Annotated in this window: 12 protein-coding genes and 1 pseudogene; 2 read left to right on the top strand and 11 right to left on the bottom strand. The window is 68.9% G+C overall.

Annotated features, from left to right (window positions below):
• Positions 1-27: 27 nt before the first annotated feature.
• From DEU38_RS04010 to DEU38_RS04000, 3 genes are all read right to left on the bottom strand, one after another.
• Positions 28-540 carry a DUF779 domain-containing protein gene (locus DEU38_RS04010; protein WP_114718818.1) on the bottom strand — a complete coding sequence of 171 codons (513 nt, stop codon included), beginning with the start codon at positions 538-540 and terminating at the stop codon, positions 28-30.
• Positions 537-1,562 (bottom strand): alcohol dehydrogenase AdhP, encoded by a 1,026-nt coding sequence (adhP, locus tag DEU38_RS04005; RefSeq protein ID WP_114718817.1) that lies wholly within the window; start codon positions 1,560-1,562, stop codon positions 537-539. Before adhP ends, DEU38_RS04010 begins: the two co-directional genes overlap by 4 nt.
• Before the next feature lie 85 nt (positions 1,563-1,647).
• On the bottom strand, positions 1,648-3,171 hold the full coding sequence (locus DEU38_RS04000) for an aldehyde dehydrogenase family protein (protein ID WP_114718816.1): 1,524 nt from the start codon (positions 3,169-3,171) through the stop codon (positions 1,648-1,650).
• 259 nt (positions 3,172-3,430) lie between these two features.
• Between DEU38_RS04000 and DEU38_RS03995 the strand changes: the two genes are divergently transcribed.
• Positions 3,431-5,059, top strand: coding sequence for an AMP-binding protein (locus DEU38_RS03995; protein WP_114718988.1), 1,629 nt, complete (start codon positions 3,431-3,433; stop codon positions 5,057-5,059).
• Here DEU38_RS03995 and DEU38_RS03990 read toward each other — a convergent pair.
• The 5 genes from DEU38_RS03990 to DEU38_RS03970 all read right to left on the bottom strand — a co-directional run bounded on the left by DEU38_RS03990 (position 5,056) and on the right by DEU38_RS03970 (position 10,824).
• A complete protein-coding gene (locus tag DEU38_RS03990) occupies positions 5,056-6,375 on the bottom strand; it encodes a GAF domain-containing protein (RefSeq protein WP_114718815.1) in 1,320 nt (439 codons plus the stop codon). The two genes, DEU38_RS03995 and DEU38_RS03990, sit on opposite strands and share 4 nt — an antisense overlap.
• 40 nt (positions 6,376-6,415) lie before the next feature.
• The gene (mftG, locus tag DEU38_RS03985) at positions 6,416-7,906 is read right to left on the bottom strand and encodes a mycofactocin system GMC family oxidoreductase MftG (protein WP_258557617.1); all 1,491 of its coding nucleotides are present in this window, start codon (positions 7,904-7,906) and stop codon (positions 6,416-6,418) included.
• A 2-nt stretch (positions 7,907-7,908) separates the two neighbouring features.
• The gene (gene mftF / locus DEU38_RS03980; RefSeq protein WP_114718814.1) at positions 7,909-9,288 is read right to left on the bottom strand and encodes a mycofactocin biosynthesis glycosyltransferase MftF; all 1,380 of its coding nucleotides are present in this window, start codon (positions 9,286-9,288) and stop codon (positions 7,909-7,911) included.
• Positions 9,289-9,361: 73 nt separating this feature from the next.
• Entirely contained in the window at positions 9,362-10,042 is a 681-nt protein-coding gene (gene mftE, locus DEU38_RS03975) for a mycofactocin biosynthesis peptidyl-dipeptidase MftE (protein WP_114718813.1), read from the bottom strand.
• A gap of 290 nt (positions 10,043-10,332) precedes the next feature.
• Positions 10,333-10,824 carry a hypothetical protein gene (locus DEU38_RS03970; protein WP_114718812.1) on the bottom strand — a complete coding sequence of 164 codons (492 nt, stop codon included), beginning with the start codon at positions 10,822-10,824 and terminating at the stop codon, positions 10,333-10,335.
• A gap of 311 nt (positions 10,825-11,135) precedes the next feature.
• Between DEU38_RS03970 and DEU38_RS29655 the strand changes: the two are divergent.
• Positions 11,136-11,384: pseudogene (locus tag DEU38_RS29655) on the top strand (hypothetical protein); the annotation flags it as partial.
• Between the two features lie 9 nt (positions 11,385-11,393).
• Here the strand turns inward: DEU38_RS29655 and DEU38_RS03960 are convergent.
• From DEU38_RS03960 to DEU38_RS03950, 3 genes are read right to left on the bottom strand one after another with little or no spacing between them, the layout of a single operon-like run.
• The gene (locus DEU38_RS03960; RefSeq protein WP_114718810.1) at positions 11,394-13,340 is read right to left on the bottom strand and encodes a mycofactocin system FadH/OYE family oxidoreductase 2; all 1,947 of its coding nucleotides are present in this window, start codon (positions 13,338-13,340) and stop codon (positions 11,394-11,396) included.
• A gap of 14 nt (positions 13,341-13,354) precedes the next feature.
• Entirely contained in the window at positions 13,355-14,167 is an 813-nt protein-coding gene (locus DEU38_RS03955) for a mycofactocin-coupled SDR family oxidoreductase (protein ID WP_114718809.1), read from the bottom strand.
• A gap of 9 nt (positions 14,168-14,176) precedes the next feature.
• Positions 14,177-16,117, bottom strand: coding sequence for a mycofactocin system FadH/OYE family oxidoreductase 1 (locus DEU38_RS03950; RefSeq protein ID WP_114718808.1), 1,941 nt, complete (start codon positions 16,115-16,117; stop codon positions 14,177-14,179).
• Positions 16,118-16,135: the final 18 nt, after the last annotated feature.

Below are 16,135 nucleotides of genomic sequence, written 5' to 3'. Positions count from 1 at the left end.
TCCCGGAGATCTGCCGGCTGTATACGGTCACCCGACGTCCTCCCCCGCCTTCGCGACGACGAGCGGCACCGGCGACGGACCGGGGCGGGCGCCCCGCTCCCAGTCGATTCCGAGGATCGGTGCCACCCCCGCGAGGACGGTGAGTTCGTCGGCGCCGAACACCCTGCCGCGGCTGAGCAGCCGCACCCCCTCGGGTGCTTCGAGGCTGAATCCGGCGCCGCGGCCGGGCACGACGTCGAGCACCAACTGTGTGTGTTTCCACGCGTCGAACTGGGGGCCGGAGATCCACACCGGGACCGCGTCGTCGTCCTCGGGGTCGGACGCCGACGTCTCGCCGACACCGGCCCCCAGGTCGAGGACACCGAGCAGCACGTCCCGGTCGCCGACCACGAACTCCCCCAACGGGAAACACATCGGCGCCGATCCGTCGCAGCAGCCGCCGGACTGGTGCAGCATCAGCGGTCCGTGGACGTCGGCGAGGTGTCGCAGCAAGGCGGCCGCGGCCGCTGTCACGACCGCCCGGGCAGGCGCGGGACTCACGCGAAGTCCAGGACGATGCGGCCGTCGACCATTCCGCGATCGAGTTCGTCGAAGATGTCGTTGATGTCTTCGAGCCGACGGGTGTGCACGGTGGGGTGGATCGACCCGCGAGCGTAGAAGTCGAGCGCCTCGGCCATGTCCTGGCGGGTACCGACGATCGACCCGCGCAGGGTGAGTCCTCCCAGGACGGTGCCGAAGATCGGGGTCGGGAAGTCCCCGGGAGGCAGTCCCATGAACGTGATGGTGCCACCGCGTCGGGCCATGCCGATCGCCTGCCTGAACGCGGCCGGATTGACCGCGGTCACCAGCACCGCGTCGGTTCCGCCGGTGGCCTGCCGAACCCGCTCGACCGGGTCCTCCTCGAACGCGTTGACGAGCACCTCGGCGCCGTAGCGGGCCGCGAGCGCGAGCTTGGAATCGGCGACGTCGACCGCGGCGACCCGCAGCCCCATCGCCGTCGCGTACTGCACCGCGACATGGCCGAGCCCGCCGATGCCGGAGATCGTCACCCACTGACCCGGTATGACGTCACTGACCTTGAGCCCCTTGTAGACGGTGACCCCGGCGCACAGGACCGGAGCGACCTCGATGGGATCGGCGCCCGCCGGAACCCGTGCCGCGAAGCGGGAGTCGACCAGCATGTACTCCGCGAATGAACCGTCCACGGTGTAGCCGCCGTTGATCTGCTTCTCGCACAGCGTCTCCCAGCCGGTGCGGCAGTACCGGCACTCGAGGCACGACGACCACAGCCACGCGTTGCCGACGAGATCACCGACCGCGAGTTCGGTCGCGCCCTCCCCCAGTTCCACCACCTCGCCGTAGCCCTCGTGTCCCGGGATGAACGGTGGCTCCGGTTTGACCGGCCAATCGCCCTTGGCCGCGTGCAGATCCGTGTGACAGACACCGCTCGAGCGGACCTTCACGAGCGCCTGGTCGCGGCCGGGCCGCGGTATCGGCACCTCCTCGATGGACAGGGGCTTTCCGAACTCGCGGACGACCGCGGCCTTCATCGTCTCGGTCATGAGAACCTCCGATGGTGTGGGGCGCGGCGCCCGCGCGGACAACACCTGCGGGCGACGCGCGCTGTGCTGTCGGATCGGAATCGGATCAGAAGAAGCCCTGCGCCCCGGGCGCGTAGCTGACGAGCAGGTTCTTGGTCTGCTGGTAGTGGTCGAGCATCATGTGGTGGTTCTCGCGGCCGATTCCGGACTGCTTGTAACCGCCGAACGCCGCGTGCGCCGGATACTGGTGGTAGGTGTTGGTCCACACCCGGCCGGCCTGGATGTCGCGTCCGGCCCGGTACGCGACGCCGCCGTCACGCGACCACACGCCGGCACCGAGACCGTAGAGGGTGTCGTTCGCGATCGCGATGGCGTCGTCGTAATCGGCGAACGAAGTCACCGACACGACCGGGCCGAAGATCTCCTCCTGGAAGATCCGCATGCCGTTGTCGCCGGTGAAGATCGTCGGCTGCACGTAGTAGCCGTCCGCCAGGTCGCCGCCCAGTTCGGCCCGCTCACCGCCGGTGATCAGCCGGGCGCCCTCGTTCGTGCCGATCTCGATGTACGACAGGATCTTCTCGAGCTGATCGTTCGACGCCTGCGCGCCGATCATCGTCTCGGTGTCGAGAGGATCGCCCTGACGAACAGCCTTCGTGCGCACCGCGGCGAGCGCGAGGAAGTCGTCGAAGATGTCCTTCTGGATCAGTGCACGCGACGGGCACGTGCACACCTCGCCCTGGTTAAGCGCGAACATCGTGAAGCCCTCGAGCGCCTTGTCCTGGAAGTCGTCGTCGGCGGCGAGGACGTCGGAGAAGAAGACGTTGGGGCTCTTCCCGCCCAGTTCGAGTGTCACCGGGATCAGGTTCTGCGACGCGTACTGCATGATCAGCCGGCCGGTGGTGGTCTCGCCGGTGAACGCGATCTTCCTGATCCGCGGGCTCGACGCGAGCGGCTTCCCGGCCTCGGTGCCGAAACCGTTGACGATGTTGACGACACCCGCGGGGAGCAGGTCGCCGATGAGCGAGAACAGGTACAGGATCGAAGCCGGCGTCTGCTCGGCGGGCTTGAGGACGACGGCGTTCCCGGCAGCCAGGGCGGGGGCTAGCTTCCACGTCGCCATGAGGATCGGGAAGTTCCACGGAATGATCTGCCCGACCGCGCCGAGCGGCTCGTGGAAGTGGTACGCGACGGTGTCGGAGTCGATCTCCGAGAGCGAGCCCTCCTGCGCGCGGATCGCGCCCGCGAAGTAGCGGAAGTGGTCGATCGCGAGCGGAATGTCGGCATTGAGGGTCTCGCGGATCGGCTTGCCGTTGTCCCACGACTCCGCGAGCGCGATCTTCTCGAGGTTCTGCTCCATCCGGTCGGCGATCTTGTTCAGGACCACTGCCCGCTCGGCCACCGACGTCTTACCCCAGGCGGGCGCGGCGGCGTGGGCGGCATCGAGCGCGAGGTCGATGTCCTCGGCCGTCGACCTCGCGACCTCACAGAAGGACCTTCCGGTGACCGGGGTCGGATTCTCGAAGTACTGCCCCTTCGCCGGCGCCACCCACTCGCCACCGATCCAGTTGTCGTACCGCGATTCGAAGGACATCAGGGCGTCGGGCGAACCCGGGCGGGCATATACGCTCATCGAAGACTCCTGTCTGTGCTGTCACCTCCCCACGCCGGGGTGTGATATAGGACACTAGACACGCCGACGTTGCGACCACGCCGGATCAAAGGTCACAACTGCGCGGCGGACGGGTGCGCGGACGTCCGAGCCGTCCCCCGGAAGCTGCCGGAATCGCGATGTCGGAAACCGCGCCCAACCCGGCATTCCTCTGGCTAATGTGCGAATGAAATGAAATACGTTTCACCGGCCGAGTCGCGTGGTTCTGAAAGGAATGCTGATGCAGTTCAATCTGGCGGATGTCTTCGAAACGGTCGCGGCGGCAGTCCCCGACCGCGTCGCGCTCACATACGAGGGCGAACACCGGACGTACGCAGAGTTGGATGCCGAGGCGAACCGGACGGCACAGCTATTCGCACAGTCCGGCATCGGGCCGGGCGAGCACGTGTCGCTGTTCATGAAGAACAGCGTCGAGCACGTCACGTCACTCCTGGGACTGATCAAGATCCGCGCGGTGCCGATCAACGTCAACTACCGGTACACCTCCGCCGAACTCGAGTACATCTTCACCAACTCGGACTCGGTCGCGGTGGTCGTCGAACTCCCTGAGCATCAGCGCAACCTCGCCGAACTCCTCGGTGCCTGCCCGCAGGTGCGGACCGTGATCGTCGTCGGTGAGACCACCGACGAACTGCGAGCGGCAACCGACGCGCGGTCGATCGCAGTGGTTCGGTTCTCCGACATCCACGACCTACCGCCCACCGCGGAGTTCGACACGCGAAGCGGCGACGACCAGTTCGTCCTCTACACGGGAGGCACCACCGGATACCCCAAGGGCGTCATGTGGCGCCAGGACGACTTCTTCCGCAGGCCACTGTCCTGTGGCAATCCCTACGGTCCGGAGCCCCGTAAGGACCATGCCGAGATCGCCGCTGCGGCAAAGGAGTTCCCCGACCGCGCCTACCTGATCGCCGCACCCCTTATGCACGGCGCCGCACTGAACTCACTGTTCACGTTCTTCACCCTCGGCGCGCGGGTGGTACTCATGCAGAACTTCGACCCTCGCAAGATGGTCGAGGCGATCGAGAAGGAGTCACTCCAGGTGATCCTCATCGTCGGCGACGGGATGGGCCTGCCCCTGGTCGACGAGATGGAACGCCGCCAGGGTGAGATCGACTTCAGTTCGCTGGCCTCGATCACGTCCGGCGGAGCGGTCTGGTCGGTCAGCGTGCGGGAACGGATGCTCGCGATCAAGCCGGACCTGCTCCTGCGCGACAACTTCGGGGCCTCCGAATCCGGCAACGACGGCTCGTTCACCATCGACGAGAACGGCACCCTACGTATGGCACCGTCCCCCAACATGATCCTGGTCGACGAGGGCCTGAACCAGATCCCCGCGGGGTCCGACCAGGTGGGGTACATCGCCCGTATCGGCAACGTCCCGCTCGGTTACTACAAGGACGAGGAGAAGACGGCACGCACCTTCCCGACCCGCGCCGACGGCACCCGCATCTCGGTGCTGGGAGACATGGGCACGATCGAGGCGGACGGCACCATCGTCTTCCTCGGACGCGGATCGCAGTGCATCAACACGGGCGGCGAGAAGGTCTTCGCGGAGGAGGTCGAGGCCGCCCTCCACGCGCACCCCTCGGTCGCCGACGCCCTCGTCGTACCGGTGCCCGACGAGCGGATGGGGCAACGGGTCGCGGCAGTGATCGCGGTGTACCCCGACGCCGCGGAGCTGACGCTCGACGACGTCCAGGAGCACTGCCGCAAGACGCTCGCCGGATACAAGGTCCCGCGCGCCATGGTGTCCGTCGACGAGGTCAAGCGGACCCCTGCGGGGAAGGCCGACTACCGGTGGGCCACCGCGATCGCGTCGTCGGAATCGATAGGGGCACAGGGCTAGTAGCCCGCACCGAACCGTCGGTCGAGCATACGCAGGAGGGCCTCCACCTGCGTATGCTGCGGCGAGCCGTGATCGAGTGTGGACAGGTAGGCCACCCACGCGTCGCGGTCGTGACGACCGTGGATCGAACTGGTCCACGAGGCGAGCAGACGCGCATCACCACCACGCAGGACCGTCGCCTGCACGCGCATGCGCAGTTCCTCGCGGACGTCCTCGATGCCGGGCGCATCCGAGCCCGTCAACACCGGGCCGTCGTACAGGCGCAGCGCCGACTCGAGATCGCCACGATCGAGCATCGACCGCACGTCGCCGACGTCGGACTCGAGCGGCGCGAGCAGGCGGTACGGTCGTGAACCCAGCCGGTTGGCACCGAAAACCTTACGTAGACGCGACATCTCGACCCGCACGGTGACCGAATCGAGTTCGGTCTCGTCGAGCAGCACCGCGAGATGATCCGCAGCGAGACCCTCGGGGTGTTCCGCGAGCAACAGCAGGATCTCCGCGTGCCGGCGCGACAGATCGTGCCGCTCACCGTCGAGGACCAAGGCCGGGCGCCCCGACCCGAGCACCTCGAGGCGGGGCACCGACGTCGACGGCGGTCGCGGGGCCGCCAAGGCCTGCAACCGCATTTCCGCCTCTGCCGCCGCAACCGTGGCACGGACGAGGGCGAGCGCCTCCGGCACCGCCACCCGGGGTCCGCCGGTGATGTCGAGCGCACCGATCACCCGCCCCGTCACCGGGTCGTGGATCGGGGCCGCCGAGCAACTCCACTCGTGGCACGCGCGGTTGAAGTGTTCGGCCGCGTAGATCTGGACGACGTGGTCGAGCGCGAGTGCGGTGCCGGGCGCGTTGGTACCCACGCGGTCCTCGCTCCAGTCGGCGCCCTCGACGAAGTTGATGCTCAGCGCGCGGTCCTTCGCCCACGAGTCGCCGTCGACCCACAGCAACCGGCCACGGGCGTCGCTGAGCGCGACGAGCAGACCGGTGTCCGCGGTGTCCTCGACCAGCAACTGTCGCACCACCGGACGGATCGCGGACAGCGGATGCGCGGCCCGGTGCTGCGCGAGTGCAGCACCGTCGAGTGCCACCGCGTCGTCGACGACGTCCGGACTCACTCCGCTCCCACGGCTACGCAGCCACGACTCTCGGACGACCGACCGGACGGCATCGGTTTCGGTTTCGGTTTCGGTTTCGGCGTCGACCGATTCAACAAACAGTTGATGCGCCGATGACGTCCGTTCCGCGAGCACCGCGAAATCGTCGCCGGGGCGCAACGCAATCCACGGATTGCGTGGGCCGAACTCCTGACCTGTCATCGACTCCCTCCATCAACACCAGACGCTACTGTAACGCCACTCACATGAAGGTATGGGCGCGTTCGGCAACCATGACGGCGGTGGCGTGCGGCCCTCGGCTCGGCACCGACGGCAGGATCGACGTATCGACGACGTACAAACCGTCGATTCCGTGGACGCGACACCGCTCGTCCACCACCGACGACTCCTCGTCGACGCCCATCCGGCAGCTCCCCGACAGGTGCAGCGACGTGCCGAGATGGTCGGCCAGCCAGTCGTCGGACGTCTCGATCCGCTCGGGTTCGAGCAGCCTGCTCATCGGCCCGGAGTGCATGAGGTCGGCGGCGTGGGCCACCCCCGATCGCAGCGCCTCCCGGTCCCGCTCCGATTCGAGATACCGGTACGACACGGTCGGCGCATCGCCGGGGTCGGCCGACACGAGGCGGATCTCGCCACGGCTGCGCGGCTTCATCAGCACCACTCCCAGACAGGGCTTACCGATTCCCGATCCGGGAATCAGATCACCGAATGCCGCCGTGTAGGGCCGCATTTCGATGTCCTCGGTGTTGAGCGTCACCTGCAGGACCGGAGTCCGCGTGGTTCGGGAGACCGGGCGCCGGTACCGGTACGGCAGCACCACCTCGGGATGGTCACTGAACTCCGAACCGACTGCCGGTAGATTCGCGACCACCGGAATTCCCAGCGTCGTCAGATGTTCCGCGTCGCCGATCCCGGACAGCATCAACAGGTGCGGCGTCGCGACGGCGCCGGCGGTGAGCACCACCGTCGACGCCCGAATCGTCCCCACGCGCCCGTCGGTGGTGACCTCGAGTCCCACTACCCGTGTACCGGAGAACAACACCCGGGTGACGGTGGTGTCGGATCGGACGGTGAGGTTCGGCCGGTCCAGATTCGGCAGCAGGTAGGCCGACGCCGGGCCCACCCTGACGCCGTCGCGGATGTTCAGCGGCACCGGGCCGATGCCGTGCGACCCGGGCGCGTTCTTGTCGGGGTCGTCAGGATGTCCCGCGGCGTGCGCGACGTCGGCGAACGCCGCGCTCACCGGATGCCAGCGATCGGCGGGCTCGCGACGCACCGGAATGGGGCCCGTCGTGCCGTGCCACGGACCGTCGAAGTCGGCGTCGGACTCGATCGTCCTGAAGTACGGCAGCACGTGTTCGTACGACCACGACGCCGGCCAGTTCGCGAAGTCGTCCACCTGCGCCCGCACGAAGTACCCCCCGTTGACAGCGCCCGAACCGCCGAGCACGCGTCCACGCGCGATCCAGCCCGTGCGGCCTCTCGTCAACTCCACCGGGTACGGCCAGATCCAACGACTGTCGGGCCCCACCGGAAGCACACCCGCGTCGACGAGTTCGGGCGGGAACTCGGCGGGAATCCGATGGCCCGGACCGGATTCGACGAGCAGAATCCGACGGTCGGGGTCCTCGCTGAGCCGTCCGGCAACCACGCTTCCGCACGAACCGCCGCCGATCACGACGACATCCGCCGACGCTGGAATCTCCCGGATCTCCGGGCTGCCCCGGTCCACCGTCAGCTGCCGATACGCGGCGTCAGCGCCCGCAGGTCACGGGCACGGGCGGCACCCTGCCACAGCCCAGCGCCGTACGCGACGTCGTCGAGACGTTTGAACGCGGTGTGCCGCACCGGCCCCAGCCCGCCGGGCTCGCGGTGCGTCGACCAGTCCACGACGCCCTCGGTGACGGCGACGACGAATGCCAGTCGCCGGATCCGCCGGGACAGCAGGACCGCGAGCAGCGTCACCGGCCAGTAGTGCCGGCACATCGCGGACGCGAGCTGCCACACGCCACCGACGAACCCACGGGCGGCGAGGATCGCGGCGATGCGTGTGGGCTGATCCAGCTCGCGGAACGTGCGGCGCAGACGCAGCATCGTCACCAGCAGGGTGGCGATGCTGCCGAGCAGCCCGATCCGGGTGCATGTCGCCGCCGCGAGCACCGCGAACAGCGTCCACTTCGACATCGAGACCGGCGGCACCATGCCCTCGTGCCGGGCCGCGAGCGGCGCCGCCCCGGTCCCGTAGAACAGCTTGCGGGTGAACCACTTCCCGAACGAGACCCGGTGGTCGTGGGCGACGTGCGCCACGGGCTCGTAGCGCAGGCGCCAACCGCCCTCCTGGAGCCGCCAGCACAGGTCGACGTCCTCGGCGACGTGCATCGACTCGTCGAAGCCGCCCACCTCGACGAGGACGTCCCGTCGCACCAGCATCGCGGCGCTCGGCACGTACGACACCGGGCTGCCGGAGCGGACCGCCGCCTCCTTCCGCCCGAGGTCCAGCGACGACCTCGCGTGCTCGTAGCGGGCCAGCATCGACCCCTCGGGTTCGAGAGCGACGATCCGCGGCGCGACGAGCGCGACCGCGGGATCGCTGAAGTGACCGAGCATCCGTTCGAGCCACCCCGTCTTCGGCAGCACGTCCGAATCCAGAAACGCCACGAAAGGCGTTTCGGCGGAGCGCAATCCGGTATTGCGGGCCGCGGCAGGACCGCGAGAGGTCTCGTGCCGCAGCAGCGTCACGTGATCCGGCAGCTCGAGCGGGGTGCGCGAGCCGTCGTCCACGACGACGACGTTGAGCCCCTTCAGCGCCGGAACGAGCCGGGCGATGCCGTCGACGTTGTCCCGCAGCGGCACCACGACGGTGACGTCGCTCGGCGACGGAGTGGCCATGGGACGCGGGTTCGCGACGCCGGAGTCGAGGAGACGCCGCGCGACCACCGCGGTCTGCGAGTCGACGACCTCGAGGTAGCCGTCCCCGATCATCGCGGCAGCGGCCGGCGCGAGCTTGAGCATTCGCATCGGTGAGCCGCCGATCAGGACCCTGCCTCCCGAGTAGGCGCGCACCTTGGGATCGATACGGATCCCGAACCCGTCGGGCAGGCGAGCATGCTGCATCAGACGATGGTAAGGCTCGATGCGGTAACGGGCAGAACTTGCTGCAAAAAACCCGGACGAATCGCCACACCCGTCACACGAGCCGCCCGTCGGGTCGCAGGGACCAGCCCTCGATTGCCTCGTCAGCCCGGCGAACGAGATCGGCGAACAGCCGCTCGCCCTCCTCGGCGGACGCTCCGGCGGGGTCCCCGAGGATGCCGTTGGGGGTCGCGGCGAGCATGCCACCGGACCGCAGCTGCGGCATCAACTCGACGATCGGTGCAGTGTTTCCCGACTCGGCCCGGTCCATCGCGACGTCGCGCGGTGAAAGGTGCAGCAGCAGGGATGTTTCGGTTCGACCCGCGTGCGCGTCGGCGCCGGGTATCGCGCACGGCAGCCAGGCCACGTCGCGGCCCTCGTAGCGCAGCAGCTCGACGGCCTTCACCAGCGCAGGACCGTTACCGCCGTGCCCATTGACGAACACGACGCGCCGCGCCCACCGACACACCGACCGGCCGTACTCCACGAGGAGGGTCTCGAGCGCGCCCGAGCCGATGGAGACGGTGCCGGGAAACCCCTCGTGCTCCCCGCTCGCGCCGTACTCGATCGCGGGCGCCGCGACGACGTCGGTGAGGGAACGAGTCACCGCCGACGCGATCCGGGTGTCGGTGTCCAGCGGCAGATGCGGGCCGTGCTGCTCGAACGAGCCGACCGGCACCGCGACGGTGAGCGCGTCCCGGGCGACGTCCGGCCACGGGGTGGAGGCGAGGTCCATCGGTCGATCGTAGGCGGCTCGTTTGCACGCGAACCCGATCCACCCACCGTTCTGTCTTGCGCCAAGAAGTTGGCAGGGTTCAGGCGGCGTGTGGACACGAGAGCTTCGGCTGCGCCTGCGACGGTGGTGGCGCGAACACCTCGGCGCAGAAGCGCAACTACCACTCCGCCGCCGCCTCGCCGCCATCCTGCACTGGCTCACCACCGACCATTCGCAACACCCTCCGGGAGCGATCGTCGAGTGCTCGGGACAGATTGCAGGTCAGCACTTTTCGGCGGGCACTGCGGTTCCTACTCAAACCACGGGACCACGGCGTGCGTCACCGTGTCGTCGACACCGGCCGGAGAGACAACGAGCTCGAAGACCGGGTCGTCGTCGGACGCGAACTCGCGGAGCAGGATCCGATATCGTCCTGCGGGGACCGAGAGTCGGGAGTCGGGATCGTCGGGCTCCGGTCGTTCATCGTCGAACTGCGCGGCCATCGTGAGTTGCGTGTAGTCAGTCAGCCAGACGCCGGCGGCCGCGCCGATCACTCCTGCCGCTTCCCGCTCGGCCCGCTGCGACGACCCCTCCGCGACGATCCGCAGCTCTCCGCCCGCGGCATCGGGACCCGCGTAGGCGACGAACAGTGCACCGCGGCTCATCTGTTCGGCGAACCGCGTCAGGAGCTCGTCCAACCCCCAGTCTGTACCGACGAATCCGTCGTAGGGGCCTGCGGCGACAAGGCATATGAACCCGTCCTCGTCCACGGAGGTGATACGCGGGAAACCGGGCACACTCATGCGTTACATGGTAACCAGCGGGGCACCAATACAGGTTTGGCAACACACCTATGATTTCGTAAATGACTTGGACACCTGCAGCATTGACGATATACGCGCCCGCCCAACGCGTTGGTGGAGATCGGCTGGCGACCATTGACGCTGCTCGAGCCGCCGAGTCAGTTCGACAACCAGCCATGTGGTCCCGAGGACGATGGCAACCGGCCACCAGGCGGCTACGGCTCATCGGATACCTCCTTTGAGCGGATCGAGCCCCTCGCACACAGCCCGTCCAGGCTGACACCACGCCCACAGATCGCCACGCCTACCGCGAACTCCTCGACGACGCCGACGTCGCCTGGATGCCGTGGGTGGGGCCGCTCACCATCGATACCGCCCGCCGCATCGCCTGCGACTGCACTCTTACACCCGTCCTCATGGACGATGGCGCCCCACTCGACCTCGGCCGCACCACCCGCACACCACGAAGGCCGCCACCCAGGTTCACACCACCGAGTTCGATCGACCCCCACAAGAAGCCGATCCCGGCGCACAACAGAGCGGGCCCTCAGGCTGCCTGAACACGGGATCTACAGCGACACCGCCACCTGATACCCCTCGAGCACCGCGGCGTGCGAGCGCCGCGGTGTGACGGCGTCCCCGATGCGATGCACCTCGAACGGGACGGAATTGCTGCGCGACAATGCTTTCCACAGACCTTCGTCGGGTTCCTGGTGGATCGCACACACCACCCAGTCGAATCCGTCCGTGCGCGAGTCTCCGGTCAGGTGGTACTCCATCGCCACCCGCAGCCGGCCCGATTCCCCGACGACACCGACGACCCCGACGTCGGTCCACTGTTCGATGCCGGCGCGGTGCGCGCGCCGCTGCCACCCCTCCATGTCCAGGGTGACACCGAGGTCCTGCGCGACGCTCATGCCGGGCGACGCGATCGTCACCGCGCACCCGCGCGCTGCCAAGGTCTCCGCCACCGACGGCCCCTGCTGGAAACCGAGTTCGTCCACCACGAGAACACGGCCGTGCGGATCGGCCCGCCCCTCGAGGACATCGCGGGCATGGACGACGCGTGTGCACTCTCCCGCCCACCACGGCCGGACCGGACGCGCGCCCGTCGCCACGACGACGACATCCGGCGCCAGTTCGCCGAGCATGTCCACGCCGACGTCGACCCCCGTCTCGATCCGCACGCCGCGGCGCTCGCACTCCCCCGCCAGGTTCCACACCAGATCGCCGAGTTCACCGCGGCCGGCCGCCGAGGCCGCCACTCGCATCTGCCCACCCAGCACGCCCGACCGCTCGTACAGCGTCACGCTGTGCCCACGCTCGGCCGCGGTCGCTGCGGCAGACAACCCGGCCGGGCCACCGCCCACCACCACGACGCGACGTCCGGGCATGCGCGGTCGCGGCAGCGGCACCGATTCCCTACCGGCACGCGGATTCTCGACGCATCCGAGCCACCGCCCCAGCCCCATACGTCCGACGCATTCCTGATTGCACGACAGGCAGGTGCGGATCTCGTCGGCGGCACCCCGCCGCGCCTTCGCCACGAAGTCCGGGTCGGCGATCTGGCCGCGCACCACACCGATCAGATCGCAGCGCCCCTCGACCAGGGCCCGCTCGGCCTCCGCCGGTTCCTTCAGCCGCCCTACCCCGACCACCGGCAGCGAGACACCGCGCCGGATCGCGTCGGAGATGTGCAGCGCATACCCGCGTGGTGTCGCCATGGACGGCTCCACCAGATGCAGAGTCTCGGTCGCCACGCCCATCGTGGTGTTGATGTAGTCGACGGCGCCCGTCGCCTCCACCAGTCGCGCCACGGTCACCGCCTCGTCCAGCACGATGCCACCGGAAACCTGCTCGTCGCCCGAGAGCCGCACGCCGAGAATGAGATCCGGCCCGATCGCCGCACGCACCGCCGCGATCACGTCGAGCAGGAACCGCGCACGGTTCTCCACCACACCGCCGTAGTCATCGGTCCGCAGATTCGTCTGCCGAGCGAGGAATCCGCGGATCAGCGACGACTGCGACCCCTGCAGTTCGACACCGTCGAATCCACCATCGCGGCAGTGCCCGGCAACGGTGGCGTAGCCGGCGACCAGCTCGGCGATCTCGTCTGCTGCGAGAGCCTTGGGCACCTCCCGGAACAACGGGTCCGGCACCGGGCTCGGCGCCCACAGCGGGCGGCGGGAATACATGCCCGACCCCTGACCGCCGTTGTGATTGAGCTGCGCGAGGATCACCGTGCCGTGTCCGTGCACGGCATCGGTGATCCTGCGGTATCCCTCGACCACCTCGGGGCGGTACCCGTGAATCACCTTCTCGTACGGCCAGTCCGAGGGGTGGACGCACTGCTCCTCGGTGACGATCATCCCCGCTCCGCCGGCAGCCCGGGCCGCGTAGTACGCGGCGTGCTGCTCGGTGGGCAGGCCGGCGCACGCGTAGTTCGTCAGGTGCGCGGTGAACACGACCCGATTGGCCAGCGTTCGCGAGCCCAGGCGGAGCGGGGAGAACAACATCGGATACTGCCCGGTCAGACCTTGGTGTTGCCCTGGTCCAGAGCCACCTGGCTGGCCGTGACGGTCTTGGAGCCGTCACCCGCGAGCCACAGCACCGCATCCGAGATGTCGTCCGGGTCGGCGATCGGCTTCTCGGTGAGAATCGGCGCGAAGTTCGGCCCGTAGTGCGGGTACTGCTGCAGGATCACGAGGCTGCCCTGATCGGTACCCATGTGCGTGTTGACGCCGTACGGGTGGATCGAGTTGACGCGAATCCTGTACTCGCCCAGCTCCTTCGCAGCAGCCTGAGTCAGGCCGACGAGACCGAACTTCGACGCCGCATAGTGCGCCTGCCCGGGAAGCGCCTTCATGCCGGCGACGGAGCTGACCACGATGATGGAGCCACCGTTGCCCGCCTCGATCATCGCCGGCACCGCCGCCTTGAGGGTCTTGAAGGAGCCGGTGAGGTTGATGTCGATCAGCGTCTCCCACTGCTCGTCCGACATCTCCCAGAAGCGGTTCCAGTTGCAGATGCCGGCGTTGGCGACGACGATGTCGAGTCGGCCGAACTGCTCCACACCCGCGTCGACGACCGCCTTCAGCGCCGCGCTGTCACGGACGTCGGCCTCGCGGGCGAAGATCTTGGCGCCCTCGGCCTCGACGAGGCGAACGGTCTCCGCGAGGTCCTCGGACGTCGCCGCGTCGTACGTGTTGTCGTCCGTGACGGACTTGCACACGTCCACCGCAATGATGGATGCGCCCTCACGCGCCAGTCGCACGGCGTGCGTGCGACCCTGGCCGCGCGCCGCACCCGTGATGAAAGCAACCTTGCCGTCGAACTGCCCCACAGTGTTCTCCTAACGGTCGACTAACGTGAACCGGCGCCGAGACGCCCCTGACAACTCCGCGAGGTGACCCTCGCGGACAGCTTCGAGCACGGACCGGGGCGCGACGCAGTCGCCGATCCGCTCGTCCTGCGGACCACCCGCGCCCACCGACTCGTTCGGCAGTCGATGCGAGCAGTCCACGAATACTGCGCACGGTACGCGGGTCCGCACGCCCGTGAACCGGTTCTCCAGCAGCACTTCTCCCGCGGCGGCCGACACCGGGATCGCCGCGAGATGCCGCGCGACACCCGCCCGCTGCACGCGCGCGTTCGCGCCGACCAGATCACCGGTGGGCCCAAGCCGGGATCCGATCAGCTGATCGGGCGTCGCGATCGCCACCTCGCGGTCCTGCTCGGCCAGCCACAGCGCCACCGACACCGCGACGGGGCCACCGACGGGGTCGAACAGCACGACGGGCCCGGGTTCGAGCACCGCGCCCGCCAGCACATCCGCCGCGGTCACCGCCTGCACCCCGGCACCGACGGGGCACGGCGCGGGTCGCGGGCTGCCGCCGGTCGCGAGTACGACCAGCGTCCCGGCGGCACGGGCCTCGGCCAGTTCCGCGGCGCCCAGCTCGATGTCCGTCCGGATGTCCACCCCGAGCCGACGGCATTCCGCCTCGAGCCAGTCGACCAACATCGCCAGCCGCACGCGCCCGGCCCCGACGGCCGCCGTGCGCAGCATGCCGCCGGTTCGAGCAGCTTTCTCCGTCAACGTCACCCGGACGCCGCGCTGTGCGAGCGCGCGCGCCGCCTCGAGGCCCGCCGGACCACCACCCACCACGAGCGCCGACTCCACGGCGACGACAGGCTCGGGATCGACCGTCTCGTGTCCGGCCGACGGGTTACCGATACACGTGACGATCGGATTGCGCGGATCGCGGACGAGGCACGTCTGATTGCACAGCACGCACGGGCGCGGCACGAGGCCGTCCCGAACCCGCGCCACAAGGTCCGGGTCCGCGATCTGCGCACGGGTCATCTCGACCAGATCGGCGACGCCGTCGTCGAGGGCGCCCTGCGCCTGATCGGCACCGACGACGCTGCCCTGCAGCACCACCGGGACGCGTCCGCCTGCGGCCTCGCGCATCGCCCGGCACAGCTCGACGTTGAATCCGGGCTCGCTCTGCATGTCCGGCCGGTAGGCGGCGGTGGTGAACGGACCGCCGCGCACGACCACCAGCAGGTCCACTGAATCGGACAGCGCACCAACCTGTTCGGCAGCCTCGTCGGGGGTGACACCGGCCCAGGGAGCGAGTTCGTCGCAGCAGAGTCGCAGCGACAGGATCCGACCGTCGCCGAGTTCGGCGCGCACCGCGGAGATCACTTCGCGGGTGAGGCGCAGCCGGTCGGCGCCGTACGGGTCGGCGCGACGGTTGGTGAGTCCCGAATGGAACTGGCGCAGCAGGGAGAAGGGGCCGGCGTCGAGTTCGACCCCGTCCACCCCTGCGGCTGCTGCGACTCGCGCTGCCGCCCCGAAACCCTCGACGAGCGACTCGATCTGAGCCTGTTCCATCTCCATCGGCAGCTCACGCGAGATCGGGTCCGGGAACCGGGACGGCGCCCACAACGCGGCCTGCGACCACGCGCTGGACCCCTGCAGGCCGGTGTGCCCGAGACCCGCCAGCACCAGCGTTCCGTGCGGCCTGCACGCGGCGACCACGTCGGCCCAACCTGATCCGCATCGGGCCGCCAGCGGGGCGCGCTCGTACGGCCAGTCGGACTCGTGCACGGACGCGGTCTCGGTGACGATCACTCCGGCGCCGCCGCGGGCCCGCCGCTCGTAGTACGCGCCGTGGCGCGGCGACAGCGCACGGCCGTCACCCAGATTGGTCTCGTGCGGGCCGAACAGCACCCTGGACGGGACATCGTGCCCGGCCAGGGTGAACTGCTCGGTGAGGTTGCCGCGCATCGGGTCGTGTCCGACGCG

Source organism: Rhodococcus sp. AG1013, from assembly GCF_003350365.1.
In the GTDB taxonomy this organism is placed as follows: Bacteria; Actinomycetota; Actinomycetes; order Mycobacteriales; family Mycobacteriaceae; genus Prescottella.
This window is presented reverse-complemented; position numbering and strand designations above follow the sequence as displayed.

Coding starts and splice junctions, on each gene's coding strand:
- mftF (WP_114718814.1), bottom strand. CDS start 9,288: ATGCAGCATGCTCGCCTGCCCGACGGGTTCGGGATCCGTATCGATCCC.
- mftE (WP_114718813.1), bottom strand. CDS start 10,042: ATGGACCTCGCCTCCACCCCGTGGCCGGACGTCGCCCGGGACGCGCTC.
- DEU38_RS03970 (WP_114718812.1), bottom strand. CDS start 10,824: ATGAGTGTGCCCGGTTTCCCGCGTATCACCTCCGTGGACGAGGACGGG.
- DEU38_RS04000 (WP_114718816.1), bottom strand. CDS start 3,171: ATGAGCGTATATGCCCGCCCGGGTTCGCCCGACGCCCTGATGTCCTTC.
- DEU38_RS03960 (WP_114718810.1), bottom strand. CDS start 13,340: ATGTTGTTCTCCCCGCTCCGCCTGGGCTCGCGAACGCTGGCCAATCGG.
- DEU38_RS03950 (WP_114718808.1), bottom strand. CDS start 16,117: ATGCGCGGCAACCTCACCGAGCAGTTCACCCTGGCCGGGCACGATGTC.
- DEU38_RS03990 (WP_114718815.1), bottom strand. CDS start 6,375: ATGACAGGTCAGGAGTTCGGCCCACGCAATCCGTGGATTGCGTTGCGC.
- DEU38_RS03995 (WP_114718988.1), top strand. CDS start 3,431: ATGCAGTTCAATCTGGCGGATGTCTTCGAAACGGTCGCGGCGGCAGTC.
- adhP (WP_114718817.1), bottom strand. CDS start 1,562: ATGACCGAGACGATGAAGGCCGCGGTCGTCCGCGAGTTCGGAAAGCCC.